This window comes from Brevibacterium antiquum (genome assembly GCF_016107655.1).
GTDB classification, from domain to species: Bacteria; Actinomycetota; Actinomycetes; order Actinomycetales; family Brevibacteriaceae; genus Brevibacterium; species Brevibacterium antiquum.
Map to the genome: position 1 here is coordinate 134,478 of NZ_JABASX010000005.1, position 24,706 is coordinate 159,183.

The following is a 24,706-nucleotide window of genomic DNA, read 5'->3' on the forward strand; positions in this document are numbered from 1 at the left end:
CAGATCAGAATGCGCGCTGCAGGACTGCCTGCTTCACCTCGGCGATGGCCTTGGTGATTTCGATGCCACGAGGGCAGGCCTCGGTGCAGTTGAAGGTGGTGCGGCAGCGCCACACGCCTTCCTTGTCGTTGAGGATCTCCAGGCGCATGTCTCCGCCTTCGTCACGCGAATCGAAGATGAAACGGTGCGCGTTGACGATGGCAGCTGGGCCGAAGTACTGGCCATCGGTCCAGAACACGGGGCACGACGAGGTGCATGCGGCGCAGAGAATGCACTTGGTGGTGTCATCGAATGCCTCACGCTGCTCGGCCGACTGCAGACGCTCACGCGTCGGCTCGTGACCGGACGTGATGAGGAACGGCATGACCTCACGGTAGGACTGGAAGAAGGGCTCCATGTCGACGATGAGGTCCTTCTCCAGAGGCAGACCCTTGATCGCCTCGACGGTGATCGTCTTGGACGTGTCAAGATCCTTCAGCAGGGTCTTGCAGGCCAGACGGTTACGGCCGTTGATGCGCATGGCATCGGAGCCGCACACGCCGTGGGCACAGGAACGGCGGAAGGACAGCGAGCCGTCCTCCTCCCACTTGATCTTGTGCAGGGCGTCCAGGACACGGTCGGTGCCGTACATGGTGACCTTGTACTCCTCCCAGTGCGCCTCTTCGTCCTGTTCGGGATCGAAGCGTGCGATCTGGAAGGTGCAGTCGAACGACGGGATCGAACCGCTGTCGCCTGCCACATGGTCGGGCAGGTCGATCTTCGACGCCGGCTCCGGGGTTTCGGTTGAGGTATCGGTGCTCATCAGTACTTACGCTCCATCGGCTGGTAACGGGTGACGATGACGGGCTTCGTCTCAAGACGCATGCCCTTGATGCCGTCGGTCTCGGAATCAGGATCGAGGTACGTCATCGTGTGATGCATGAATCCTTCGTCGTCACGATCCGGGAAGTCCTCTCGGAAGTGCCCACCGCGTGATTCCTTACGGTGGATGGCGGCGACGGAGATGACCTCGGCGAGTTCGAGCAGGAAGTTCAGCTCGACGGCCTCGAGGAGGTCGAGGTTGAAGCGCTTGCCGCGGTCCTGAATGCCGACGTTGTTATAACGTTCACGCAGTTTCGCGATCTCGTCGAGCGCTTCGCGCAGGGTCTCATCGGTGCGGAAGACCTGGACGTTGGCGTCCATGAGCTCCTGCAGATCCTTGCGGATGGCACCGATGCGTTCGGTGCCGTCCGAGGTGCGCATCTTCTCGAGAAGTGCGACGGTGTCGCCCTCGGCACCCTCGGGCAGTTCGACGAAGTCGGCTGTCTTCGAGTATTCCGCGGCGGCGATGCCGGCGCGCTTGCCGAAGACGTTGATGTCGAGCAACGAGTTCGTGCCCAGACGATTCGAACCGTGCACGGACACGCAGGCAACCTCACCGGCGGCGTAGAGGCCGGGAATGACGTTGTCGTTGTCCGCGAGCACCTCGGCGCCGATGTTGGTCGGAATGCCGCCCATGGCGTAGTGCGCGGTCGGGAAGACCGGCACCGGCTCTGTGTAGGGCTCCACACCGAGGTAGGTGCGGGCGAACTCGGTGATGTCGGGCAGCTTCGCATCGATGTGTGCGGGCTCGAGGTGCGTGAGGTCGAGCAGGACGTAGTCCTTGTTCGGACCGCAGCCGCGGCCTTCGCGCACCTCATTGGCCATGGACCGGGCGACGATGTCACGAGGAGCGAGGTCCTTGATCGTCGGGGCGTAGCGTTCCATGAAGCGCTCACCGTCGGAGTTGCGCAGGATCGCGCCCTCACCACGGGCTGCCTCGGAGAGCAGGATGCCCAAGCCGGCCAGGCCGGTCGGGTGGAACTGGAAGAACTCCATGTCCTCGAGCGGGATGCCCCGGTTGTAGGCCACGGCCATGCCGTCACCGGTCAGGGTGTGGGCGTTCGACGTGGTCTTGAAGACCTTGCCCACGCCGCCGGTTGCGAAGACGACCGACTTGGCCTGGAACAGGTGGACCTCGCCGGTGGCCAGTTCGTAGGCGACGACGCCCGCCGGACGGCGGACTCCGTCGACCTCGGTCATGGCCAGGTCGAGGACGTAGAACTCGTTGTAGAACTCGACGCCGTGCTTGACGCAGTTCTGGTACAGAGTCTGGAGGATCATGTGACCGGTGCGGTCGGCTGCGTAGCAGGAGCGACGGACCGGGGACTTGCCGTGGTCACGGGTGTGACCACCGAAGCGACGCTGATCGATCTTGCCTTCGGGCGTCCTGTTGAAGGGCAGCCCCATCTTCTCGAGATCGAGGACGGCGTCGATGGCTTCCTTGGCCATCACCTCGGCGGCATCCTGGTCGACCAGGTAGTCACCGCCCTTGACGGTGTCGAAGGTGTGCCATTCCCAGTTGTCCTCTTCCACATTCGCCAGTGCGGCGCACATGCCGCCCTGGGCCGCACCGGTGTGCGAACGTGTGGGGTAGAGCTTGGTCAGGACTGCGGTTCGGGCACGCTGGCCCGATTCGATCGCTGCACGCATCCCGGCGCCACCGGCACCGACGATGATGACGTCGTATTGATGTACCTGCATGTTTCTCCTTCTATGCGGCCGAGCAGAACGACGCCAGCAATGCGGGGTCGGCTCCGGCCGGGCAGGGATCGAATGTGAAGATGACGAGCGTGCCGAGCACGATGACGATGATCGAGGCGATGTAGAGGATCACCTGGAGCGCCATGCGGGTGCCTGGCTTCTCGGCATAGTCCATGATGATGGTGCGCAGACCGTTGGTGCCGTGCAGCATTGCCAGCCACAGCATCAGCAGATCCCAGATCTGCCAGAACGGGCTGGCCCATTTGCCGGCCACGAACCCGAAGTCGATGGCCTGGACGCCTTCTCCGGCCCACAGGTTCACGAAGAGGTGACCGAAGATGAGGATGACGAGGACGACGCCGGAGATGCGCATGAACAGCCATGCGAACATCTCGAACTTCGAACGTGTTGATTTGTGGCGCGAGTAGCCGGTGCGCGGAGCCGGGATCGATGTTGTGCTCATGTCATCCTCCGAACGTGTGCATCAGCTGGCGGGGGATGAAGGCGATCATAATGATGAGCCATACGACGATGACTCCCCAGAACAGCTTCTTCTGATTCTTCGGTCCGCTCTTCGAGAAGTCGACGAGAATGACGCGAAGGCCGTTGAACGCATGGAATGCGATTGCGGCAACGAGTGCGATCTCGCCGATGGCCATGACCGGTGTCTTATAGGTTCCGATCACGGCATTGTAGGCCTCGGGTGAGACGCGAACGAGTGCAGTATCGAGCACGTGGACCAACAGAAAGAAGAAGATTCCGACGCCTGTGACGCGATGCGCGACCCAGGACCACATTCCTTCATTTCCTCGGTACAGAGTGCCCGTAGACGCTTTGGCCACGGAGCATCCTCCATCTTGGATTAATCGACTGTGTACATCAAGAAACTACGCCGAACGCCGCCTGGTTGCCAGTCGAGCCACGCGTGAGCGTGGTGGATCACATTAAGTTCCTGGCAGTTCCCTCACAGCCGTCATTCTCGGATACGACGAAATTCGATTACATCACAACCTTGTGTGCTAACTATTCTAACCGCCGAGCTGACCTGGTGAGTCGGGACCCTTTCCGGGTTTCGGCCAATCCGGTTACGGTTCTCCTCACCCCGACACGGCGGACAACATCGGTCAGAGAGTGCCCGAACTTTGAGACACTGATGGTGTGAACACACACTTCCACGCCATCATCCCTGCCGGGGGATCCGGAACCCGGCTCTGGCCGCTCTCACGCAAGGCATCGCCGAAGTTCCTCCACGACGTGTTGGGCACGGGTCGGAGCCTGATCCAGTCCACCTGGGATCGTGTCGCACCGCTCGTCGGACCCGAGAACGTGTGGGTCGTGACGGGGGAGAGCCACCGTGATCAGGTCGCCGAGCAGCTTCCCGAGATAGCGGTGCGCCAGATCCTCGCAGAGCCGTCCCCGAAGGACTCCGCGGCCGCGATCGGTCTCGCGACGATGCTCATCGCCAAGGAGGACCCGGACGCGATCGTCGGCTCGTTCTCCGCTGACCATTCGATCACCAACGTCGACGAATTCCGGCTCGTCATCGATCAGGCCTGCGTTGCCGCTGAAACCGGTGACATCGTCACCATCGGCATCATGCCCCGCAATCCAGCCACCGCCTACGGCTACATCGAGACCGGTGAGCTGCTGGGCCTTGACGGCGCACCGACTGCCAGGCGCGCCATGGCCTTCGCCGAGAAGCCGGCTGCGAGCACGGCCCGCGCCTACGTCAACTCCGGTCGCTACCGCTGGAACGCCGGCATGTTCATCGCCCGGGCCGCAGCCCTCCTCGAGGTCCTCGAGACCGAGGATCCGACCCTGTACGCAGGTCTGTCGCGGATTGCGGCAACGTGGGGCTCGGATGCTCAGGCGCAGGTGCTTGCCGAAGTGTGGCCCGGTTTGGAGAAGCGCGCCATCGATTACGTCGTCGCCGAGCCGGCTGCCGCGGCCGGCCGTGTCATCGTCATCCCCGGTGACTTCGGTTGGGACGACGTCGGCGACTTCGACTCCGTGGCCCGCTTGCGCCAGCCGGTGCCCGGTGAGCCCGCGGGGGTCATCTCGATCGGTCAGAACTGCGACCTCCTCGAGATCGACGCCTCAGGGGTCGTCTTCTCCGAGTCCGAGAAGCCGCGCACGGTCGCGATCGTCGGCCTCGACGACCTCGTCGTCGTCGACACTGAGGACGTCCTGCTCATCACCTCCCGCTCCCACGCCCAGGATGTGAAGAAGGCAGTCTCGGCCGCCGGTGAGCGCGGCCTCGACGACCTGCTCTAGACAAGCGCTGAATTTGGTCTCCGAAGCCGTCTCCGGGACTGGAGCTCATTCAGTCTCCGGGACTGGAGCTGCAGGCGGAGTATGTCGAAATTGGTCGCAGTGCGCCCAAATGTGACGCTGAGTGCTTAGCATTGCAGTCAATGTCTCAGATATCCGAACCGCGCCCAGGCGGCGTCGCGCTCCCAGAAGGACCAGACGTGATCAGCTCGACAATTGCTGAGATCGGTGCAGAACTCATCGATTTCCGCCGCGACATCCATGCGCACCCGGAACTGTCCTTCCAGGAGTTCGACACCACGGACAAGATCGTCGCCCGTCTTGAGGCAGCCGGTCTGGCACCTCGGCGACTCGAGGGCACAGGCGTCGTCTGCGAGGTCGGAGAGGGTCCGATCGCCCTGGGGCTGCGAGCCGACATCGACGCGCTGCCCATCGATGACCTCATCGACGAGGACTTCGCCTCGACGGTGCCCGGTGCGGCACACGCCTGCGGCCACGACGTGCACCTGACCGGACTCGTCGGCGCAGCCATCGCCTTGCAGCAGCTCCACGAGTCCACACCCGGCGGGCTCGGCGGGCGAGTCCGACTCATCTTCCAACCCGGCGAGGAAGTCACCCCTGGCGGCGCGCTGCGCGTCATCTCCCAGGGCGTCCTCGACGACGTCCCCGAGGTCTACGCACTCCACTGCGATCCCAATGTCGACGTCGGACGGATCGGCTCGCGCATCGGCGCCATCACCGCGGCCGGCGATACCGTCATCATCCGTCTCTCGGGCCACGGCGGACACACCTCACGGCCCCACCTGACCGAAGACCTCGTCTACGCGTTGGGCAAACTCGCTACCGATCTGCCCTCGACGCTGGGCAGACTCATCGACCCGCGCCATGCGATCTCCCTCGTGTGGGGCGAGATCAGCGCCGGTCACGCAGCCAATGTCGTCCCCAGCGAGGGGATCCTGCGGGGAACCCTGCGCTGCCTCGACGTCGACGGCTGGAACCAGGTCGCCGAGGTGCTTCCGGAGCTGGTCGAGCGCATCGCCGGTCCGTACGGGGTCACCGTCGACCTCGACCATCGCCGAGGTGTTCCGCCGGTGGTCAACACCGAAGACCAGGTCGCGCTCATCGAGTCCGCAGTCCGCGGAGAGCTCGGCGAGAACTCCGTCCAACTGACCCCGCAGTCCATGGGTGGAGAGGACTTCGCCTGGTACCTCACGCACTGTCCCGGGGCCCTGGTGCGCATGGGCACCCGCACCCCCGGCGGCACGACGTACGACATCCACCAGGGCGACCTGCTCATCGACGAAGACAGCGTCGAGATCGCCGCCCGCATATTCACCGCCACCGCGCTGAAGGTCCTCGAGCGGAACTGATGCTCCACCGGGGACTCAGACAGAACCGATAATCTTGGAGACATGAGAGCAAAGGTCATGAGCACGGTGCTGGGTGCCGGCGTCGGTGCGTTGAGCCTGGTGGCCCTGAGCGCCTGTTCGATGTCGACCCCCGAACCCGTCGAGGACGAAACACTCGGTTGCATGATCTCGGCCCCGGCTGGATTCGACGATCACTCTGCAGGGGCACTGACCCTGGCAGAGACGGAGCTGGCACGGTCTCAGGGACTGTTCTCCGCGACATCGAGCCAGCGGGTGACCAACTCATCGGCCACCTCGGAGGCTCTGAAGAGGATGAACGATAAGGACTGCGCGCTGACGACAGTGCTCGGGCCCGGGGGTGCCGACGAACTGGCAGACCAGGCCAGAGCCCACTCCAAGGGCCTCTACCTGGGCGTGGCCAGTGGTCACGATGACTTCCCGGACAATGTGCTCAGCATTGACTTCGACCTCGTGCCGCCGGCCTTCATCGCCGGGTACATTGCGGCCACAGCGAGTGAATCGGGTGAGGTCGCCACGGTCGTGTCACGAGGGTTCCCACAGGCGGAGAAGATTCTCGACGCCTTCGATGCCGGCGTCGACCTCTACAACGACGAAGCCGATGAGGATGTCGAGCACGTGAAGTCCTTCCGGGAGGAAGCGGTCGATGATCGGACCGTGGCCGACACCAGCGATGCGGGGAAGGCCTACTTCGACGCAGCCCATGATTCGGACGTCGATGTCGTCGTCCCCTTCGGGCCGGCGGCTGCGATGGGAGTGGTCACCGCGGCCACAGAGAAGCAGCAGGCTCTGACCACCGAAGAGCCGAAGCCGGAAGACAAGGGCGAAGACCCGATTCTGCCGAAGGTCATCTGGTATGGAGCACCGGGGGCCTTCAATGACACGATCATCGCGACCATCGAACCCAACATCCGCAGGGGTCTGCGGAGCATGTTCCCCGAATGGCCGCAGAGCAAGAATCCCGACGAGGTTGCCGAAGCGTCGAAGGAGGATCCCACCGAGATGGGTGGATTCCTTGTTGCCGACCGCCGATACAAGGGCACGATCGACAACGGCGGTGTGAGGATCGCCGCCGAGGACGGTTTCCTCAGCCAGACGTCCGACGCAGGGCGCAGCATCGCCGATCTGCGGGAGCGGATCAAGAGCGGGGACATCGATCCAAGGAAGTCCTGAGCACGGGGTGAGGCACCGACGGCGGTGACATCGACGGCGGGGCATGTTTCGCACATCGTTCTTCCACGCTGATCCGATAAGCTGTGCGGGTGTTGAATAATCCCGCCGGAGTCGCAGCAGACGACCCGATCCTGCAGTTGCCCAAAGTCTCCCTCCATGATCACCTCGACGGTGGCCTGCGCCCCGCCACGCTGATCGAACTGGCTGCCTCTGTCGGCCACGAACTGCCCGCCACCGAACCGGATGCGCTGGCCAAGTGGTACCACGACTCCGCGAGCTCCGGTGATCTGGTCCGCTATCTCGAGACCTTCTCTCACACGGCTGCCGTGATGCAGAGTCGAGAGGGCCTGATGCGGGTGGCCAAGGAATGGGTCCTCGACCAGGTCACCGACGGCGTGTTCTACGCTGAGGCCCGCTGGGCTCCGGAGCAGCACCTGGAAGGCGGACTCGAACTCGACGAGGTCGTCGAAGCCGTTCAGGAAGGACTCGAAGCCGGAGTCATCGAGGCATCCTCGGACGGCAAGTTCATCCGCGTCGGTCAGATCATCACAGCCATGCGCCAGGCGGACAATTCCATGGCCATCGCAGAACTGGCCATCAGGCACCGCGAGAAGGGATCCGAATCCGGAGTCGTCGGCTTCGACATCGCCGGTCCGGAGAACGGCTTCCCGCCCTCGGCGCACCTGTCCGCGTTCAACGCACTCCACCAGGCCTATGTGCCCGTGACGATCCACGCCGGTGAGGCTGCCGGCAAGGACTCGATCCACGAAGCTCTCACCATCTGCCATGCCCAGCGCATCGGCCACGGTGCCCGCATCGTCGAGGACATGGACATCGTCGAAGGCGAAGGTCAGCTGGGCAGCCTGGCTGCTTGGGTTCTCGATCAGCAGATTCCGCTCGAGCTGTGCCCCAGTTCGAATCTGCAGACCGACATCGGCGGCACCATCGCCTCCCACCCGATCACCGGACTCAAAGATCTGGGCTTCGCTGTCACCATCAACCCGGACAACCGGCTGATGTCAGCGACGTCGGTCACGCGTGAGATGCGTCTGCTCGTCGACGAGGCCGGCTGGACCCAGACCGACCTCGAATGGGCCACCGTCAATGCGGTCACCGCAGCGTTCCTGCCCCTTGATGTGCGCGAGCGCATGCTCGACGAGATCCTCATCCCAGGGTTCGCCCGGGTGAATATTTGAGTTCGCGGGACAGGAGTTCGAACACACCCGGCGGCTCCTCGCCGTCGGGTGGCTCGGCCGAGCCTGACGGTCACGGTGTTCCCACCCCACGAGCGATGCTGGTGGTCGTTGTGGTTCTCGGGATTCAGGTGCTGGCCCTCCTCGGGTCCGCCCTGTCATTCATCCTCACCGCTCTCAGTGCAGGTGCTCTTGCAGGTTCGCTGCTGGGGCTGGCCGTCATGTTCCTCATCTTTGCTGCCGGCGTGGCCGCTGCGGCGCGCGGATCATGGAAACTGCATCGCTGGGCCCGGCCGGCGGCGATCGCCTTCGAACTGCTCGTCATCGTCTTCGCCTTCAGCGTCATCGCCGGATCTTTGTGGCTCGGGCTGGCCTGTCTGGTCACGGCACTCGCTGTGCTTCTGGGGTATTTCCTCCCTTCGGTCGTCGACGCCTACAATCGGGCACTCGAAGGCTGACCAGACGCTAGAGGGCTGAGGCCCTCGCGTCAGCGGTCAGCGGGTCATACCTCCCGGGGGTTCCCATTTCTGCACACTGGCAGCCTGAGCGGCAGTCAATTTCGAGGGCACAGCGGTGAAGATCGCATCGCGAATCCCTGCCAGCAGCGGGGACTGCATCTGGAAGACGGCACCGAGAGTTCGCGACTTCGCTGCGATCGACTGAGTGCGTTTCCTCCGCAGCCGATCGTAACGTCGCAGTTGAACCTCAACTTCTGCTGCAGAGTCGGTCGGGTTCGCGTGTGCGGAATCCACTGGGCCCGTCTGCTCCGGCGAGTCAGTCGCAGTCGCCGAGTTGGTCGAGTCCGCGATGACCGGTGCCAGCAGCGCGGTCAGTGTCGCTGCGTCCTCGAGGGCCTGACCGCCGCCCTGACCCAGATTCGGGGTCATCGCATGGGCGGCGTCGCCGAGGAGGACGACGCGTCCCCGGTGGTAGATCGGCAGGGGAGCGGCGAGGTCTGAAATCGCGGTCCGCCGAAAGCGCTTTGCAGGTGTCGCTGCAATGAGTTCGCCGATCGGTGGATGCCAGCCAGTGAACAGGTCCCGCACTGTCGCTTTCTCATCGGCGAAACTCGCGTGCTGGGGCATGTTCGCCACCGCGAACCAGTACACGCGCCCGTCCTTGAGCGGAGCGATGCCGAAGCGTAGGCCCCGCCCCACGGTCTCGCCAGCGGCTCCATCGAGGTCGACCGGGCGTTCGGTGATTCCACGCCAACACGAATATCCCGAATAGCGAGGTCCGATTCCAGGCTCCACTGCTTCCCTGACCTGGCTGTTGAGACCATCGGCACCGATGACGAGATCGAATTCCTCCGGGGCATCCTGGCCGATCGTCACAGTGCCATCGATGCTCGCCGAGGTGACCGAAGCGTTGGTGCGCACGGTTCCCTCATCGAGGGCATCGAGCAGTATCTGATGCAGGTCGGCTCGGTCGACGATCCGCAGCTCTCCGACGCTGTCGGTGGGAAGGCGTGCGATCCAGCGTCCGTCGGGGCGTCGTTGGCCCGCAGCGAAGGACTCTGCCTTCCTGTCAGTGATCGCTGCGAACTGAGGGCCGAGGCCCAGTGTTTCGAGGGCCCTGAGCCCATTGGCGAAAATGGACAGGCCCGAACCACCGGCACGCACCTCGGCGGCCCTTTCGAGGACGGTGACCTGTGCCCCGGCCCGTTGCAGGCCGACACCGGCTGAAAGTCCGCCGATGCCGGCTCCGACGATCGCGATCCTCATGGGGTGTTGACCTCTCTTACGAGATTCGAGGTGTGTGGCTTACTGCTGAAGGTACTCGCCGCAGGCCTCGGTGAGGAAGTCACCGGCGACTCCACCCTCTTGGTTGAGGCTGGCTGCGGTCTTCTGGATGCCCCACCAGACCTGAGGAGAGGCGCCCCACTGCTGACGGAAGTCCTCACGCTTATCGGGATCATCGGCCAGATCCTGTGCGGCCAGCGAGATTCGGTCCTGAGCGTCCTCGGCGGTGCAGCGAGCCTCATCATCGGGGCCCTTCGGATCGAGCTCCGGAATGTCATCGGAGTTCTTCGCCTTCAGGGTGTACGCGGATCCGCCGATCTCCTCAACGGTGAAGGTTCCATGGATGAGCAGGAATGGTGATTTCTCGGTGTCGACGCTCTCGGCATCGACGGTGACACTGACACTGTCCGGGGTGTCGGCGGTGATGGTGGCCTCACCCGAATCGGGAACGTCGGGGTTGCCGGTGTGGACGTAGACCTTGAGGTAGGCCTCGGACTTGTTCGCGGCCGCCTCGGCGAGACCCTGCCACAGGGGATCAGCGTCCTTCGCGCCCCCGGGAGAGGAATCGACGATGGAGACCTTCGGGGCGTCATCGGGGGTCTCGACCGGAGTGACCTCCTCCTCGCTGACGGAGGGTCGCGGTTCGGGGCGGGTCTCCTCCGAGGTGGGAACGCAGGCTGTCATCGTGGCCAGCACTGCGGCGGTGGTCAGGAGGGCAAGAGAGCGAATTCGCATGGTTCCTCGTGAGGTGGTCGTCGTGGCGGTGCCGGACCAGGGGTCCGGTCTCGCCTTCCAGCCTAGTCCGAGAGGCCGAGCTCGCACCGGTGGACGCGCTGGCCTGGGCCCGATTGCTGGGGACGGATTGCTGGGGCCGAATTGCTCGGCTCGCATCGGGCTCGTGCGTTGTCTGCTGTCTACTGTGCTCGGTTCGGCATGAGATCGCTCAGGCGCACCTTCTGCTCTCCGGCTTCGTCGAAGTTGTCCTCATCGAGCCACTGCACATAGGCTGCGCGCAGACTGGGCCATTCGGTGTCGATGATGGAGAACCATGCGGTGTCGCGGTTGAGGCCCTTGATGACGAGGTGCTGTCGGAACAGACCTTCGAAGGTGAAGCCGAAACGCATCGCTGCCTTCTTCGACGGCGCATTGTCGTTGTCGCACTTCCATTCGAAGCGCCTGTACCCACTGGCGAAGGCAAGGTCGGCGAAGAGGAAGAACGCCTCGGTGGCTCCTCGAGTCCGCGACAGGGCCGGTCCCCACAGGATGTTGCCGATCTCGATGACGCCGTTGTGTGCATCGATGCGCATCAGCGCCTGTCGCCCCTCGGCCCGCCCGGTGCTGCGGTCGACCACGGCGAAGAACAGCGGATCGGGCGATTCGGACGTTGTGTGAATCCACTCGTCGAAGTCCTCACGTGCTGTCTGCGGCATCTGCGGCAGGTACCGGAAACGCTCATCCGATCCGTCCGCCGAGGCTGCTGCGAAGAGCGAATCCGAATGCAGCCTAGGGTCGAGGGGCTCGAGGTCGACATAGCGCCCGTGGATCGTCTCTCGCCGAGGTGGATTGACCCCGGTCCAGTCGGTGAGGTTCGCGTCGGTCATGACATCTCCTTCTCGTTCGTCATTGAACTCTTCCTACGGTCTGCGGCGTCTGCCCGAGTTCGCCCTGTGACTGGGACTCAGCTCTCGTCGGCGTCGAATCCGGTCGAGAGCTGCCGCAGCAGTGAGGCGAGCTTGCGACGTCCTGCCGGGGTCAGATCGCTGAGGATCTCACGCTCCTTGACCAGGAGGTCGGCAAGAGCGGAGTCGACCGTGGCGCGGCCATCGGCCGTCAACCGCACGAGCACACCTCGGCGATCTCCGGGGTCTGGCAGTCGTTCGACCCAGCCGGCGGTGACGAGTCGATCGATGCGGTTGGTCATAGTGCCGCTGGTGACCAGTGTCTCCTGCAGCAGAGTTGAGGGGGAGAGCTGATAGGGCTCACCGGAACGGCGCAGAGCGGAGAGCACGTCGAAGGCCCACCCCTCGATGTCGTAGTCGCTGAAGCTGGACTTCCGTGCCAAATCCAGTTGGCGGGCCAGCCGTGAGACGCGGGAGAGTATCTCCATTGGAGACACGTCGAGATCCGGGCGCTCGTGGCGCCATGCCGCGACAATCCGATCAACCTCGTCCATGTTCCGATTTTACGTCCAGATCAAGATTCTTTGCGCCAAAGATACTTTTTACCGAGATATTTCTTACTCATCGGCTGATTTGGCCTGCACGTTTGGATGGACGGGGCCACTTGGGAATAAAGTGGTCATGGTTGTTGCATCCGTCAACGCACCTGCGGGGCCAAAAGACCCGGCAGTAGAAACGAAGGAATACACGTGGATCTTTTCGAGTATCAAGCACGTGACCTGTTTGAGAAGCACGGAGTGCCCGTGCTCAAGGCTCAGGTCGCGACGACACCAGAAGCAGCGAAGAAGGCAGCCGAAGAACTCGGCGGCGGAGTAGTCGTCGTCAAGTCTCAGGTCAAGATGGGCGGCCGCGGCAAGGCCGGCGGCGTCAAAGTTGCGAAGAATCCTGAAGAAGCCGAAGCTCGCGCCAAGGACATCCTGGGTCTCGACATCAAGGGCCACATCACCGAAAAGGTGATGATCGCCGAAGGCGCAGACATTGCTGAAGAGTACTACTTCTCGGTTCTCCTCGATCGGTCCAACCGCACCTACTTGGCCATGTGCTCCAAGGAAGGCGGAGTGGAGATCGAGCAGCTCGCCGAGGAACGTCCGGAAGCTCTCGCCAAGATACCAGTCTCTGCCATCGACGGAATCGATGCTGCGAAGGCCGAAGAGATCGCCAAGGAAGCAGGCTTCGACGCGGAGACCGCCGCTAAGGTGGCCCCCGTGCTGATGTCCCTGTGGACCGTCTTCGAGAAGGAAGACGCATCCCTCGTTGAGGTCAACCCGCTGGTCAAGACCGGTGCCGGTGACATCATCGCGCTCGACGGAAAGGTGTCTCTCGATGAGAACGCCGACTTCCGCCAGCCTGAGCACGAGGAGCTGCGCGACGACAGCGCAGAGAACCCACTCGAGCTCAAGGCCAAGAAGCTCGACCTCAACTACGTCAAGCTCGACGGCGAAGTCGGAATCATCGGAAACGGTGCCGGACTCGTCATGTCGACCCTCGACGTCGTCGCCTACGCCGGTGAGAAGCACAGCAACGTCAAGCCTGCCAACTTCCTCGACATCGGAGGCGGAGCCTCTGCTGAGGTGATGGCCAACGGTCTCGAGGTCATCCTCGGCGACGAGCAGGTCAAGTCAGTCTTCGTCAACGTCTTCGGCGGAATCACCGCCTGTGACGCAGTGGCCGACGGCATCGTCAAGGCCCTCGAGATCCTCGGCGACCAGGCCACCAAGCCGCTCGTCGTCCGCCTCGACGGAAACAACGTCGAAGAAGGACGTGCGATCCTCAAGGAAGCCGCGAACCCACTCGTCACTCTGACCGACACCATGGACGGTGGAGCCGATAAGGCCGCCGAACTGGCTGCTGCCAAGTAAGGAAAGGTCTTTACACAAATGTCTATCTTCCTGAATTCCGATTCGAAGATCATCGTCCAGGGCATCACTGGCGGCGAAGGAACCAAGCACACTGCGCGCATGCTCGCAGCAGGATCCAACGTCGTCGGCGGTGTCAACGCCCGCAAGGCCGGCACCACCGTCAAGCACAACGACAAAGACGGCAACGAAGTTGAGCTGCCGGTCTTCGGATCTGTCGCCGAGGCGATGGAAGCCACCGGTGCCGACGTCTCCGTGGCCTTCGTGCCGCCTGCATTCTCCAAGGATGCGGCCATCGAAGCCGTTGACGCCAAGATCGGTCTGCTCGTCATCATCACCGAGGGCATCCCGGTCCAGGACGCCGCCGAAGTCTGGGCACGCGCTCAGGCCGCAGGCAATGCGACCCGCATCATCGGACCCAACTGCCCGGGCATCATCTCGCCAGAGGCATCGCTGGCAGGCATCATCCCTGCCAACATCACCAAGAAGGGCAAGCTCGGACTGGTCTCCAAGTCCGGCACGCTGACCTACCAGATGATGTACGAACTGCGTGACCTCGGCTTCTCCACTGCCATCGGAATCGGTGGTGACCCGGTCATCGGAACCACACACATCGATGCGCTCGAAGCCTTCGAGAACGATCCTGAGACCGAAGCCATCGTCATGATCGGCGAGATCGGCGGAGACGCTGAAGAGCGTGCCGCTGCCTACATCAAGGACAACGTGACGAAGCCGGTCGTCGGCTACGTTGCAGGCTTCACAGCTCCCGAGGGCAAGACCATGGGCCACGCCGGCGCCATCGTCTCCGGCTCCTCAGGTACCGCTGCGGCGAAGAAGGAAGCCCTTGAGGCTGCAGGCGTGAAGGTCGGCAAAACCCCGACCGAAACCGCCGACCTCATGCGCGAACTCCTCGCCTGAGTCGTCCCGCTCGACAACAGCGCGGTCACGGTGCGCATGTTCAGCACACACGCTGGGCAACTGCACCATGACCGCGTTTTTGCGTGTCCGCAGGAAGTGCAGTGGACCGGAGACGTGCCCCAGCACCAATTCGCACCCGGGCTCGCTTTCCCTCCAGTTGGTTCAGCAACCCGTCCTGCCAGCATCAAATCACCCCGTTGCAACGGGTGGTTGTGGAACGAACTGTGCGGGGCCCGCGTGGGAGGCTAATCTGGACGTGTGAATGATCAGACACCGCTGTCCCAGAACATACCGGCCGGCCAGGCGACGCCCCTCGACCCGCAGCCCGTCGACCCGCCCGTCGACACCTCCCCATCGGCTCATCCGCGCAACTTCGGCTCCGACAACTGGGCCGGTGCCCACCCGGAAGTCATCGCCGCCATCACAGAAGCCAATGTCGGGCACACCCCCGGATATGGAGGGGACCCGTGGACCGCGCGCTTCGGTGAGGTGATGAAGGGCCACTTCGGCCCCTCCGCCCAGGCGTTCCCGGTCTTCAACGGCACCGGCGCCAACGTCCTCGCGCTGCAGTCGGCGCTGCCCCGCTGGGCGGCCGTCATCACCGCAGCCTCCGCCCACATCAACTACGACGAAACCGGCGCACCGGAAAAGGTCGGCGGACTCAAGATCATCGGCGCAGCTACTCCCGACGGGAAGCTGACTCCCGAGATCATCGAAGGCGCGGTCCTCGGCCGCGGCAACGAACATAACGCTCAGCCCCTGGCTGTGAGCATTTCGGAATCGACCGAATGGGGCACGACATACACGCCCGAGGAGATTCGCCAGATCGCCGACACGGCTCACAGGCTCGATATGATCCTGCATGTTGACGGTTCGCGTCTGGGCAATGGCGCGGCCTATCTGAACACTGAGCTCGGATCGCTGACGACAGCGGCCGACGTCGATATCATCAGCCTGGGCGGAACGAAGAACGGACTCCTCGGCGCCGAGGCGATCGTCGTCCTCAACCCCGACATCGGCCAGGGGATGAAGTTCCTGCGGAAGATGAACCTGCAGCTGTCATCGAAGATGCGATTCCTCTCCGCCCAGCTCAACGCCCTCTACGAAGGCGAGCTGTGGCGCACCTCCGCGAGTCACGCCAACGGCATGGCCCAACGATTGGCAGATGGCCTCGCCGAGGCGATCGCCACCGGCCGTGCACCTGATATCTCGATCGTGGCGAAGACCGAATCCAACGTCGTCTTCATGCACATGCCTGAGGAGGTCGCAGCACGAGCTCGGCAGAAGTTCGCCTTTGCCGACTGGCCCATGGCCAAGAACGTCGTGCGCCTCATGTGTGCCTTCGACACCACTGCCGAAGACGTCGACGACCTCATCGCGGCCATCGTCGGCGAGTAGGGGAGAGGCCGTGGACGGCCCTTACTTCTTCCTGTCAGCCTTCACAGAGACGACGGGGACGTCAGCGTCGAGGATGATGCGCTGAGCGGTTGAGCCCATGATGAGTTTGCCGACGGGGGAGCGGCGACGCGATCCGATCACGATCATGCGGGTGTCTTCGGTCGCCTCGGCGAGGGCGAGGAGCTCCTCAACAGGGTCATTGCCGCGTAGGAACTGCAGGATCTCATGGGAGACCTCGGATGAGCGCAGCGCCTCTTTGAGTTCGTCCATGTCCTGATTCGTCGCGACACCGCGTTCGTCGGGAGTCTCTCCGATGCCGGCATTGAGCACGATCACGGTGTCATCGAAGGCCCTCGCCTGGTCGATGCCGAACGTGACGGCAGCCTTGCCTTCGGGTGAGGGGGAATAACCGACGAGAATTGTCATGATCTCTCCTGATACGACACTGGACGAAGCTCCCTCAATTAGTAGCACATCTGCGTGCTGCGACGCTCCTCAGTCCGCCCCAACCTGCACGCAAATCCGTCTCAACCTGCACAGCAGATCTGTGTGAATCAGTCGTACCTGGTGGTGGCGCATCCGCGACTGAAGCAGGGGCGGAGTCCGACTAGACTGTTCTAATGCCTTCTACCCTCCTGTCTCCGGATTCTCCTGCCCGCCAACGCAGTCAGGATCTGTTGGAACAGTTTCCCGAGCTCGCTGCAGTTCCGGGATTCCCACAGGCCAGGATTCTCACCGAGTATGTCCTGGGGCGACGCAGCGGAGAACTCGACGTCTCCGGGCGTGCGACGGAAGGAACATTCGTGGACGCCGAGGCGGTTGCCGGGCTTCCGCACGAGTTCCTCGTCGTCGATGACGGCCAGGGACTGCAGTCGCGGCTGCTGAGCGAGATCGTACCCGTGCGCACCTACAACGACCGGGTAGACGAAGTACGCACCGTCGCCGAGGTGGCAGCTCAGGCCAGTGCCATCGACGATCTCGCTGTCTTCGCCCCGGAAGCGCAAGAAGTCTGGGCGATCGTCAACGCACCGAAGGCCACCCAAGCGCTGGCCGAGACGATCGCCGCCGTCCAGGCCCACGTGAGGACGATCATCGTCATCGGCCGCAGCGATTCGATGAGCCGAGCCGTGAACAAGGAATTGGCGCGTGGTTTCGCCCGCGTCGATGTCTCTCCAGGCGTCGGCAAGCACCGCATGATCATCGGCAGCCGCCCGCTGTCATCACCGAGCCTGCCGAGCTTTCCCAAGCACAGCAGAATCGATCATCCGGCCACAGGTCCGCTGCAGGTCAGAGCCCACGGAGCCTGCTTCTCCGGGGTCAAAAGCGATGAGGGCTCGGCCGCGCTGCTCACGGCTCTGGCAGCCGAGTCTGAGTTCGCCGAGGCCCGGTCCGCCGAGACTCAACTCGCCGAGACTCAACTCGCTGAGGCGGGACCTGGGTCCCCGAACTCGGTCCTTGACCTCGGGTGCGGGAACGGATGGCTGCTCACAGCTGCGATGCAGGTGACGGGCGCGGAGAAGGGCACCGGCGTGGACGTATCGAAGGCGGCGGTCGCCTCGGCGAGGGAGACCGCAGAGGCGAACGGACTCGATGTCGAGACCATCCTCGCCGATGCCACGGATGTGCAGGCTCTGACAGGCGCAGACTCTTCGGTGCGCACTGGCGGGCACGACCTCATTCTGCTCAACCCGCCGTTCCATCAGGGCACGACCATCGAAACTGACACCGCTGCCGGACTCATGCACACAGCGGCCGAGCTGCTGGCACCCGAGGGGCGAATCTTCACGGTCTACAACTCACACCTGCACTACCGCGAGACTCTGGAACGCGTCATCGGACCCAGCGAACAGGTCGCTCGCACCAGCAAGTTCACCGTCGTCCGCAGCCTCAGACGAGGCTGAGCTCACGCGATCGATCGCTCATGTCTGGCCGTTTCCTTCCGGCACGGCATCTCCGGGGACGACGAGCCCGGACTCGTAGGCGAGGACGACAAGCTGTGACCGGTCACGTGCTCCGAGTTTGCCCAGCAGACGGCTGGCGTAGGTGCGCGCAGTCTCCGGGCTGATGAATAGGCTGGCACCTACCTGCTGGTTCGACTCACCGCGACCGATGCGTGCCAGAACCTCCCTCTCACGATCGGTGAGCGCCTCGAGCAGCTCGGGTCGCGGCCTCGCCTTCTGCCCGGCGTTCAATCGTCGCAGCACCGTATTGGTCACCGACGGGGAGAGGAGCGAATCACCGCCGGCGACCGAGCGGATGGCCGAGCGCAGATCGGCCGGTCTGATGTCCTTGAGGAGGTAGCCGCTGGCGCCGACCTGGATGGCGGACACGATGTCCTCATCGTCGTCGAAGGTCGTGAGCATGACGACCTTCGTGGAATTGAGCCCAGGGTCTCCGGTAATGAGCCTCGTCGCCGTGATCCCATCCATCACGGGCATCCTGATGTCCATGAGCACGACATCGGGACCCAACTGTCGCACGAGGCCGAGCCCTGCTCGACCATCTGCCGCCTCGGCGACGACCTCGATATCGCCATCGCTGACGGCCAATTGGCGCAGTCCGGTGCGCACGAGTTCCTGATCGTCGACAAGCAGGATGGAGATCATGAATCGATCCTCCTCGGCAGCGTGGCGTGCAGGGTGAAGCCCCGATTCGGGGCGGATCGAGTGCTGAGTTGTCCGCCGAGGAGGCGCACCCTCTCGCTCATCCCCGTGAGTCCGTGTCCTCCCGTGCTCTCCTCTCCGAGCGTGGCAGCGGAGTCGGCTCCAGTTCCGTCGTCGACCACTGTCACCGTGACGTCGTCATCGCTGAGTCCGATTTCGACGCTGACAGCCGTCGCCGAGGCATGTCGGAGCACGTTCGTGACTCCCTCCTGAACGACGCGGAAGATCACCGTCTCGACAGGGGAGGGCACCTGGCCGGGTGAGAGTCCGACCGTTGATGAGACCGAGATCCCCATGGACCTCGCTTGTTCGAGGAGAGTCTCAATGCCGTCGATGCCGAGGCTGGTGCGGGTCGTTTCGTCGCCGGAGCGCAGGAGACGGACCATGGATCGCAGATCGCTCAGTGACTCTCCCGCTTCGGCACGAACGCGGTTAAGGGCCTTTGCTGCCTCCGAGCTCTCCTGACCACCCTGTTCGATCGCCTCGATGCCGACAGCAGCATGAAGAGAGATGACCGAGAGCTTGTGCCCAAGCGTGTCGTGGAGGTCGCGGGAAAGCTGCAGTCTCTCGTGCTGGAGCTGCCTCTCGGATTCCTTGCGCAGGTGCTCGTCCTGGAGACGGAGCAGCTGGGTGTGCTGGTCGAGAAAGCGTCGGTGGGTGGCCACAGCATGTCCGAGGGCAATCGCCGCGGCGATGAGTGCGACCGTTGAGATCGACTCGGCGCCGAGAAGACGACCGAGCGGAAGCGAATCATCACGAATCCGAAAGGCGGTCGACACAAGGAACACCACGGCTCCCGAAACGACGGCGAATCGGGTCAGCCCCACCTCGGCGACGGAGAAGAGCGCAGCGACCACGGGGAGAGCGACCCCGATCGGGACGAGGTCAAGGCTGTAGTAGGCGAAGGTCCCCAGGACGCTGAGGACGACGACGGACCTCGGCAATCCGCGCCGCAGAAGAAGCACGGCGCCGAACCCGAGCGCGAAGACGAAGGGCAGCGACCGCAACGGTGTCCCAGCGTCGATCTGTGCCAGTGCAATGATGGCTGCCAACGACACTGTCACCACAATGGCGAGAATGGCGTCGGTTCTTCGCGGTCCCATGATCCCAGCATAGAGTCGTCTCACCTCAGTGGGCACCGCCGGAAGCGCCCGGCAATGTCGCTTCTCGACGTACGGGACGGTCCTCAGAACTCGACGCCGGTCGCGCGTGTGAGCCGATTCGGCAGGATGTCCAATGACCCTAATCTTGAAGAATGAAGTATTTTCGCGAACTCAAGTGGCCTCTGCTCATCATTCTCGGGTTGCTCGGCCTCGTCCGTCCCGTGGCGCGTATCGCCCTCGAGAGCTCCGGGCTTCCCACCCAATCCATCGCTCTCGGAATGACGGCGCTCGTGACACTGGTGTGGGTGCTGGCCCTAGGGCTGTCTCGGTCGGCGAACCCGCTCCTCAGCGGGGGCATCGTCGGACTCGTCTACGCCCTCGGTGCCATCATCCTCAGCGGCATCCTGTCCCCGATTCTGCTGGGCCACCTCGAGGGGCCGCTGGCGCAGCCCCTGGCCATCATCCCCATGATCGTGACGAACGCTGTCTGGGGTGTCGTCGCCGGGGGACTGGCACTGCTCGTCCGCCGTCTGCGATGGGGAACCTGGACTCTGAATCGACTCGGACAGTGACCGGGAACGAAGCCCGCCGAGGTGGTCGGCTCTGGGCGCGTGTCATCGGTCTGATGATGCTCGGGTTCATTGGAGGAGCCCTCGCCATGATCATCGTCAACGACCTCATAGCAGGGATCTGGCAGGAAGCGGTGCTGGTCATTGCCCCGGTGAGCCTCCCTGTCGGTGCGCTCGCCGGAGCCGGGTTGGCAGGTGGCTTCGGGTACAGACGGCTGACCCGCCGGAACTGAAGTCAGCCGTCTGCAGCGCCTGAGCCCGCTGTGCCGAATCGACGTGCCAACACCGAGGCCGTGGCCCCGACACCTGCCGTGGCGACCTCGTCTGGCCGGCCGGAGGCTACGACGTGACCGCCGTCGGGACCGGGTCCAGGGCCCATGTCGATGAGCCAATCCGAGCCGGCGGCCAGCTCCATATTGTGATCGGCGATGAGGATCGTATCTCCCTCGTCCACGATCTGGCGGAAGAGCCTCCCCAGGACCCGAGCATCACTGGGGTGCAGGCCGTTGGCCGGCTCATCAAGGATGAATAGTGAGCGCTCACGTCGCTTCCTGGCCCGCATCACCGCGGCCAGCCGCAGCCGCTGCGCCTCACCGCCGGACAGCGTCGCCGAGGACTGTCCGAGCAGCAGACCACCGAGGCCGACCCTCTGCAGGACCTCGAAATGGGCGACGAGACCGAGGCGTTCGGCGAACACCGACGCCGCCGCATCGATCGACAGATCGAGGACATCCGCGATGGTCAGCTCCTCGACCGTGACCTCGAGTGTCTCCTCTATGAATCGGCGGCCTTCGCATTCGGGGCAGGTGCCGCTGGAGGCCGGCAGGTGGACGAGATCGATGGTGATGATGCCCAGGCCCTCACAGCGGGGGCAGCGTCCCCGGGCGGTGTTGAAGGAGAACTGTGAGGCGGTGAAGCCACGACTGCGTGCCAGATCGGTCTTCGCGAACAGGCTGCGGATTTTATCGAAGATGCCCAGGTAGGTGCCGATGACCGATCGCGGGGACCGGCCGATGGTGGACTGATCGAAGCTGACCACCCGGTCGAAGACCGCGAGCCCGGCAGCATCTGCCTCGGCAAGATCTCCTCCCTCACCACAGCTGCTACCACCAGTGCTGCTACTGCGCCGGGGTATCGTCGGCGGTTCCTCCTCACCATCGAACGAGGAGGCTCCAGCGCTTCTGGCCAGTGTTGCCACCGACCGCAGCACCGTGCTCTTGCCCGCTCCGGAGACTCCCGTCAGAGTGGTGAGACCACCTATGGGAAAGGACAGTGCCAGACCGCGGAGGTTGTTCGCCGACAGGCTGGTGCACCGAGCCCAATCTTCGAATTCCTGGGGTGCTCGCCAAGGTTCGCTGGGAGCCTCATTGCGCAGGCGGACAGCGGTCGAGCTCTCCCCGTCGAGTGCCTCGGCGACGGGTCCGGAGAACATGAGCTGGCCTCCACGTGCACCTCCGCCGGGACCGAGCTCGATCACCCAATCACAGCGGCGCACGATCTCCATATCGTGTTCGACGAGGATGACCGTGTTGCCCGCATCCCGCAGAGCCTCGATGTGGGTGAAGAGGTGATCGGTGTCCTTCGGGTGCAGACCGGTGGAGAGTTCGTCGAAGACATAGACCATGCCGTGAAGGCCGCTGTGCAGATGGGCTGCCAAGCGCAGTCGCTGCAGCTCACCGGGGGAGAGGGTGGCCGCTGACCGTTTGGGTGGAAGGTAGCCGACGCCGAGGCGCTCGATCACGTCGGTGCGCTTGTCGAGTTCGTCGAGGAGGACGTGGGCGGCCTCATCTGTGGCTGTGGAGAATCGCTTCGATTTGCTGGGGCCGCGTTCGAGGTCGGCGGCGATGGCGGCGTTGATCGTCACGGCTAGGTCTGTGAGGCTGTGATTGCCCACCTCGGCGATATTCTCCCCGCCGATCGTCACTGCCAATGCGGCAGGGTTGATGCGACTCCCATGGCAATCGGGGCAGAGGTCGTTGCTGAGGAATTCCTCGGTGCGTTCGCGGATCGTGGCACTGCCGGTCGTGACCATGGTGTCGAGCAGGTACCGGCGGGCGCTGCGGAATTTGCCTGTGTATTCGCGGGCGACGTGGTCGAGTATCTTCTCCGGCTCGACGGTCACGGATGGTGTGTCTTCCGTGGTCAGCAGCCAGGTGCGGGTGTCAGCGGGCAGGCGCTTCCAGGGTATGTCGACGTCGATTCCCAGTGCCTCGACAAGGTGTTTGAAGTTCCGGCCCAACCATCCTCCAGGCCAGGCGGCGATGGCGCCCTCGCGGATGGTCAGGGTCTTGTCGGGCACTGCGGCGTCGAGGTCGATGTCATGGATGCTGCCCTTCGCCGCGCACGTCGGGCAGGCGCCTTCGACAGTGTTCGGGGAGAATGCCGAGGCAAGCAGACGGCCCTGGTTCGCGGGGTAGTCGCCGAAGCGGGAGAACAGCACCCGCAGCAGATCAGAGACCTGTGAGAGTGTGCCCACGCTCGAATTCTCCGGGGGAGTCGACACGAGCTGTTTGACTGCAATTGCGGCAGGAAGGCCCGTGATCCGGTCGACCTGGGGCGCGGAGACCGCGCCGAGGAGGTGACGGGTGAACGGGGAGACCGATTCGAGGTAGCGGCGCTGGGCTTCGGCGTAGATGGTGTCGAAGGCCAACGACGACTTGCCCGAGCCCGATACACCACAGATGCCGATGAGCTGCCTGTGCGGCAGAGAGACGGAGAAACCGGACAGGTTGTGCTCGCGAGCGCCGACGACGCCGATCTCTTCGGTCATGAAATGGCCACTTCCTCTCGTCCGGGTGCAGCGATGAAGCTGCACCCGGACCAGGCTACGCGGTCAGCGGTTCGCTCGGTGGGCGCGCCACGTGCTGATCTGATCCCAGATGACGATGGCCCAGATTGCGATGACGGTGATGATCTGCTGCACCTCGGCGCCCGAAGCGGATGTGAGGTCCGGGTGCAGCACCTGCTGCGTCAGTAGAGCGATGGTGAGGAAGACGGCCATCGCCACGTCGAGGACCACACCGGTGATGATCAGCGCGGCACTGGTCGAAGAACGGACCAGCTTGATGACTTCGATAACGGCCATGAGGGCCAGGAAGGCCCAATAGCCGAGCAGCCATCCTGACCCCAGGCCGGGATTGATGAATGTCTCGCCGTTGTTGAGATGCCCGACGTAGACCAGCGAGGTCGGGATGAGCGGGATCAGCGCAAGAAGGACGAGGAAAATCAGGTTCAGGACCGCCTCGGCGCGGATCTGCGAACCTCTGACGTCCTTTCGATGCAGATCATCGACGCTCCAAGCCTTCGACCGTGGTCCGGGCAGCTGCTGTGTGGTCCCGCCGTCGAGACTGCGATCGCCGAGTCCGATGAGAATCGTGATGACAGCGAACGCGATCAGCAGAGCCGTGACGGTGCTGCCGATTGTCTGACCCAGAAGCGAGCCGAGGTGGACCTCGGGTGTTGTGGCAAAGTGCACGATGATGTTGGTGAGCACGGACAGTATGGCCACAGCCGGCAGCACCCACCGCAGTGACCAGATGTAGAGCGGATAGGAGTCGGGGCCGATGAGGTGCTGTGGTGAGTTCGTGTACTCACGTGAGAGCAGGATCGGATCGCCGAGTTCTTCGAGCACTTCCCGCTCGACCTTCTCGGTCTGGTCGTGAGCGGGGTGATCGATCTCGCCGAGGCGGTCCTCGACCATGTCGTTGATCGTCGCCCTGATCTCTGCCGCGATGTCGTCGCGTGAGTTCTCGTGCAGATGGCCGACCACATTGTCGACGTAGATGTCGGTGAGCGCACTCATGGTGTGCCTTCCTTCCAGAGTTTCGTAATGCTGGTGTTGAGTTCCAGCCATTGGGAGTGGAGTGCTGCGGCGACTTCGGCGCCGCTGGTGGTGACCGTGTAGTACTTGCGGGGACGTGCCTGCTCCGTATTCCATTCGGCGCTGAGCAGCCCTTGTTTCTCAAGTCTTCGCAGCAGGGGGTAGAGCGTGTTGGCTTCTGTGGCGATGCCGGCTTCGGTGAGAGTCGTCAGCAGGGAGTACCCGTACTGAGGCTGACGGCAGGCAACGAGACTGGCGAAGACGACGGTGCCTCGTCTCAACTCTTGTTCGTGTGTCGCCAGTGCCTGTTCTGCATCCTCGTTCATGTGTCACACTATAGTGTGTGACACACACTAATGCAATAGGCAGTA

Annotated in this window: 25 protein-coding genes; 11 read left to right on the forward strand and 14 right to left on the reverse strand. The window is 63.6% G+C overall.

Going from position 1 to position 24,706, the window contains the following annotated elements:
- Positions 1–4: 4 nt before the first annotated feature.
- From JFC13_RS09955 to sdhC, 4 genes are read right to left on the reverse strand one after another with little or no spacing between them, the layout of a single operon-like run.
- On the reverse strand, positions 5–802 hold the full coding sequence (locus tag JFC13_RS09955; RefSeq protein WP_096157341.1) for a succinate dehydrogenase iron-sulfur subunit: 798 nt from the start codon (positions 800–802) through the stop codon (positions 5–7).
- A complete protein-coding gene (sdhA, locus tag JFC13_RS09960) occupies positions 802–2,562 on the reverse strand; it encodes a succinate dehydrogenase flavoprotein subunit (RefSeq protein ID WP_198396932.1) in 1,761 nt (586 codons plus the stop codon). The genes JFC13_RS09955 and sdhA overlap by 1 nt, the downstream gene beginning before the upstream one ends.
- A gap of 10 nt (positions 2,563–2,572) precedes the next feature.
- Positions 2,573–3,025, reverse strand: a complete 453-nt coding sequence (locus JFC13_RS09965) for a succinate dehydrogenase hydrophobic membrane anchor subunit (RefSeq protein ID WP_009885235.1) — start codon at positions 3,023–3,025, stop codon at positions 2,573–2,575.
- A gap of 1 nt (position 3,026) precedes the next feature.
- The gene (sdhC, locus tag JFC13_RS09970) at positions 3,027–3,404 is read right to left on the reverse strand and encodes a succinate dehydrogenase, cytochrome b556 subunit (RefSeq protein ID WP_198396933.1); all 378 of its coding nucleotides are present in this window, start codon (positions 3,402–3,404) and stop codon (positions 3,027–3,029) included.
- A gap of 316 nt (positions 3,405–3,720) precedes the next feature.
- On the opposite strand from sdhC, the gene JFC13_RS09975 reads away from it, so the two are divergent.
- From JFC13_RS09975 to JFC13_RS09995, 5 genes are all read left to right on the forward strand, one after another.
- Positions 3,721–4,836 (forward strand): mannose-1-phosphate guanylyltransferase, encoded by a 1,116-nt coding sequence (locus tag JFC13_RS09975; RefSeq protein WP_198396934.1) that lies wholly within the window; start codon positions 3,721–3,723, stop codon positions 4,834–4,836.
- A 197-nt stretch (positions 4,837–5,033) separates the two neighbouring features.
- A complete protein-coding gene (locus JFC13_RS09980; protein ID WP_198396935.1) occupies positions 5,034–6,203 on the forward strand; it encodes an amidohydrolase in 1,170 nt (389 codons plus the stop codon).
- Between the two features lie 42 nt (positions 6,204–6,245).
- Complete coding sequence (locus tag JFC13_RS09985) at positions 6,246–7,394, forward strand: BMP family ABC transporter substrate-binding protein (RefSeq protein ID WP_232488453.1); 1,149 nt, start codon at positions 6,246–6,248, stop codon at positions 7,392–7,394.
- Between the two features lie 89 nt (positions 7,395–7,483).
- Positions 7,484–8,590, forward strand: a complete 1,107-nt coding sequence (locus JFC13_RS09990; protein WP_198396936.1) for an adenosine deaminase — start codon at positions 7,484–7,486, stop codon at positions 8,588–8,590.
- A gap of 110 nt (positions 8,591–8,700) precedes the next feature.
- The gene (locus tag JFC13_RS09995; protein WP_332839379.1) at positions 8,701–9,045 is read left to right on the forward strand and encodes a hypothetical protein; all 345 of its coding nucleotides are present in this window, start codon (positions 8,701–8,703) and stop codon (positions 9,043–9,045) included.
- Between the two features lie 36 nt (positions 9,046–9,081).
- Here JFC13_RS09995 and JFC13_RS10000 read toward each other — a convergent pair whose 3' ends face one another.
- The 4 genes from JFC13_RS10000 to JFC13_RS10015 all read right to left on the reverse strand — a co-directional run bounded on the left by JFC13_RS10000 (position 9,082) and on the right by JFC13_RS10015 (position 12,502).
- A complete protein-coding gene (locus tag JFC13_RS10000; RefSeq protein ID WP_198396938.1) occupies positions 9,082–10,311 on the reverse strand; it encodes an FAD-dependent monooxygenase in 1,230 nt (409 codons plus the stop codon).
- Between the two features lie 39 nt (positions 10,312–10,350).
- Complete coding sequence (locus tag JFC13_RS10005; protein ID WP_198396939.1) at positions 10,351–11,064, reverse strand: hypothetical protein; 714 nt, start codon at positions 11,062–11,064, stop codon at positions 10,351–10,353.
- Positions 11,065–11,243: 179 nt separating this feature from the next.
- Entirely contained in the window at positions 11,244–11,930 is a 687-nt protein-coding gene (locus JFC13_RS10010; protein ID WP_198396940.1) for a GNAT family N-acetyltransferase, read from the reverse strand.
- A 77-nt stretch (positions 11,931–12,007) separates the two neighbouring features.
- Positions 12,008–12,502: a MarR family winged helix-turn-helix transcriptional regulator gene (locus tag JFC13_RS10015; protein WP_143924160.1), complete on the reverse strand. Its 495-nt coding sequence runs from the start codon at positions 12,500–12,502 to the stop codon at positions 12,008–12,010.
- A 195-nt stretch (positions 12,503–12,697) separates the two neighbouring features.
- Here JFC13_RS10015 and sucC point away from each other — a divergent pair, with 195 nt between their 5' ends.
- From sucC to JFC13_RS10030, 3 genes are all read left to right on the forward strand, one after another.
- Positions 12,698–13,867, forward strand: coding sequence for an ADP-forming succinate--CoA ligase subunit beta (sucC, locus tag JFC13_RS10020; protein ID WP_143924159.1), 1,170 nt, complete (start codon positions 12,698–12,700; stop codon positions 13,865–13,867).
- Positions 13,868–13,885: 18 nt separating this feature from the next.
- Complete coding sequence (gene sucD, locus JFC13_RS10025) at positions 13,886–14,782, forward strand: succinate--CoA ligase subunit alpha (protein ID WP_198396941.1); 897 nt, start codon at positions 13,886–13,888, stop codon at positions 14,780–14,782.
- A 258-nt stretch (positions 14,783–15,040) separates the two neighbouring features.
- Entirely contained in the window at positions 15,041–16,180 is a 1,140-nt protein-coding gene (locus JFC13_RS10030) for a threonine aldolase family protein (protein ID WP_198396942.1), read from the forward strand.
- Positions 16,181–16,201: 21 nt separating this feature from the next.
- On the opposite strand, the gene JFC13_RS10035 is transcribed toward JFC13_RS10030, so the two are convergent.
- Entirely contained in the window at positions 16,202–16,606 is a 405-nt protein-coding gene (locus JFC13_RS10035) for a universal stress protein (protein WP_198396943.1), read from the reverse strand.
- Positions 16,607–16,800: 194 nt separating this feature from the next.
- On the opposite strand from JFC13_RS10035, the gene JFC13_RS10040 reads away from it, so the two are divergent.
- The gene (locus JFC13_RS10040; protein ID WP_198396944.1) at positions 16,801–18,081 is read left to right on the forward strand and encodes a class I SAM-dependent methyltransferase; all 1,281 of its coding nucleotides are present in this window, start codon (positions 16,801–16,803) and stop codon (positions 18,079–18,081) included.
- Between the two features lie 18 nt (positions 18,082–18,099).
- Here JFC13_RS10040 and JFC13_RS10045 read toward each other — a convergent pair whose 3' ends face one another.
- On the reverse strand, positions 18,100–18,786 hold the full coding sequence (locus JFC13_RS10045) for a response regulator (protein WP_198396945.1): 687 nt from the start codon (positions 18,784–18,786) through the stop codon (positions 18,100–18,102).
- Complete coding sequence (locus JFC13_RS10050) at positions 18,783–19,946, reverse strand: sensor histidine kinase (protein ID WP_198396946.1); 1,164 nt, start codon at positions 19,944–19,946, stop codon at positions 18,783–18,785. Before JFC13_RS10050 ends, JFC13_RS10045 begins: the two co-directional genes overlap by 4 nt.
- Before the next feature lie 152 nt (positions 19,947–20,098).
- On the opposite strand from JFC13_RS10050, the gene JFC13_RS10055 reads away from it, so the two are divergent.
- On the forward strand, positions 20,099–20,518 hold the full coding sequence (locus tag JFC13_RS10055; RefSeq protein WP_198396947.1) for a hypothetical protein: 420 nt from the start codon (positions 20,099–20,101) through the stop codon (positions 20,516–20,518).
- Positions 20,515–20,748 (forward strand): hypothetical protein, encoded by a 234-nt coding sequence (locus tag JFC13_RS10060; RefSeq protein WP_198396948.1) that lies wholly within the window; start codon positions 20,515–20,517, stop codon positions 20,746–20,748. Before JFC13_RS10055 ends, JFC13_RS10060 begins: the two co-directional genes overlap by 4 nt.
- A gap of 2 nt (positions 20,749–20,750) precedes the next feature.
- Here the strand turns inward: JFC13_RS10060 and JFC13_RS10065 are convergent, their stop codons facing one another.
- The 3 genes from JFC13_RS10065 to JFC13_RS10075 all read right to left on the reverse strand — a co-directional run bounded on the left by JFC13_RS10065 (position 20,751) and on the right by JFC13_RS10075 (position 24,661).
- A complete protein-coding gene (locus tag JFC13_RS10065) occupies positions 20,751–23,285 on the reverse strand; it encodes an excinuclease ABC subunit UvrA (RefSeq protein WP_198396949.1) in 2,535 nt (844 codons plus the stop codon).
- A gap of 63 nt (positions 23,286–23,348) precedes the next feature.
- Positions 23,349–24,317 carry a hypothetical protein gene (locus tag JFC13_RS10070; protein WP_198396950.1) on the reverse strand — a complete coding sequence of 323 codons (969 nt, stop codon included), beginning with the start codon at positions 24,315–24,317 and terminating at the stop codon, positions 23,349–23,351.
- Positions 24,314–24,661 carry a PadR family transcriptional regulator gene (locus JFC13_RS10075; protein ID WP_198396951.1) on the reverse strand — a complete coding sequence of 116 codons (348 nt, stop codon included), beginning with the start codon at positions 24,659–24,661 and terminating at the stop codon, positions 24,314–24,316. The genes JFC13_RS10070 and JFC13_RS10075 overlap by 4 nt, the downstream gene beginning before the upstream one ends.
- Positions 24,662–24,706 lie beyond the last annotated feature (45 nt).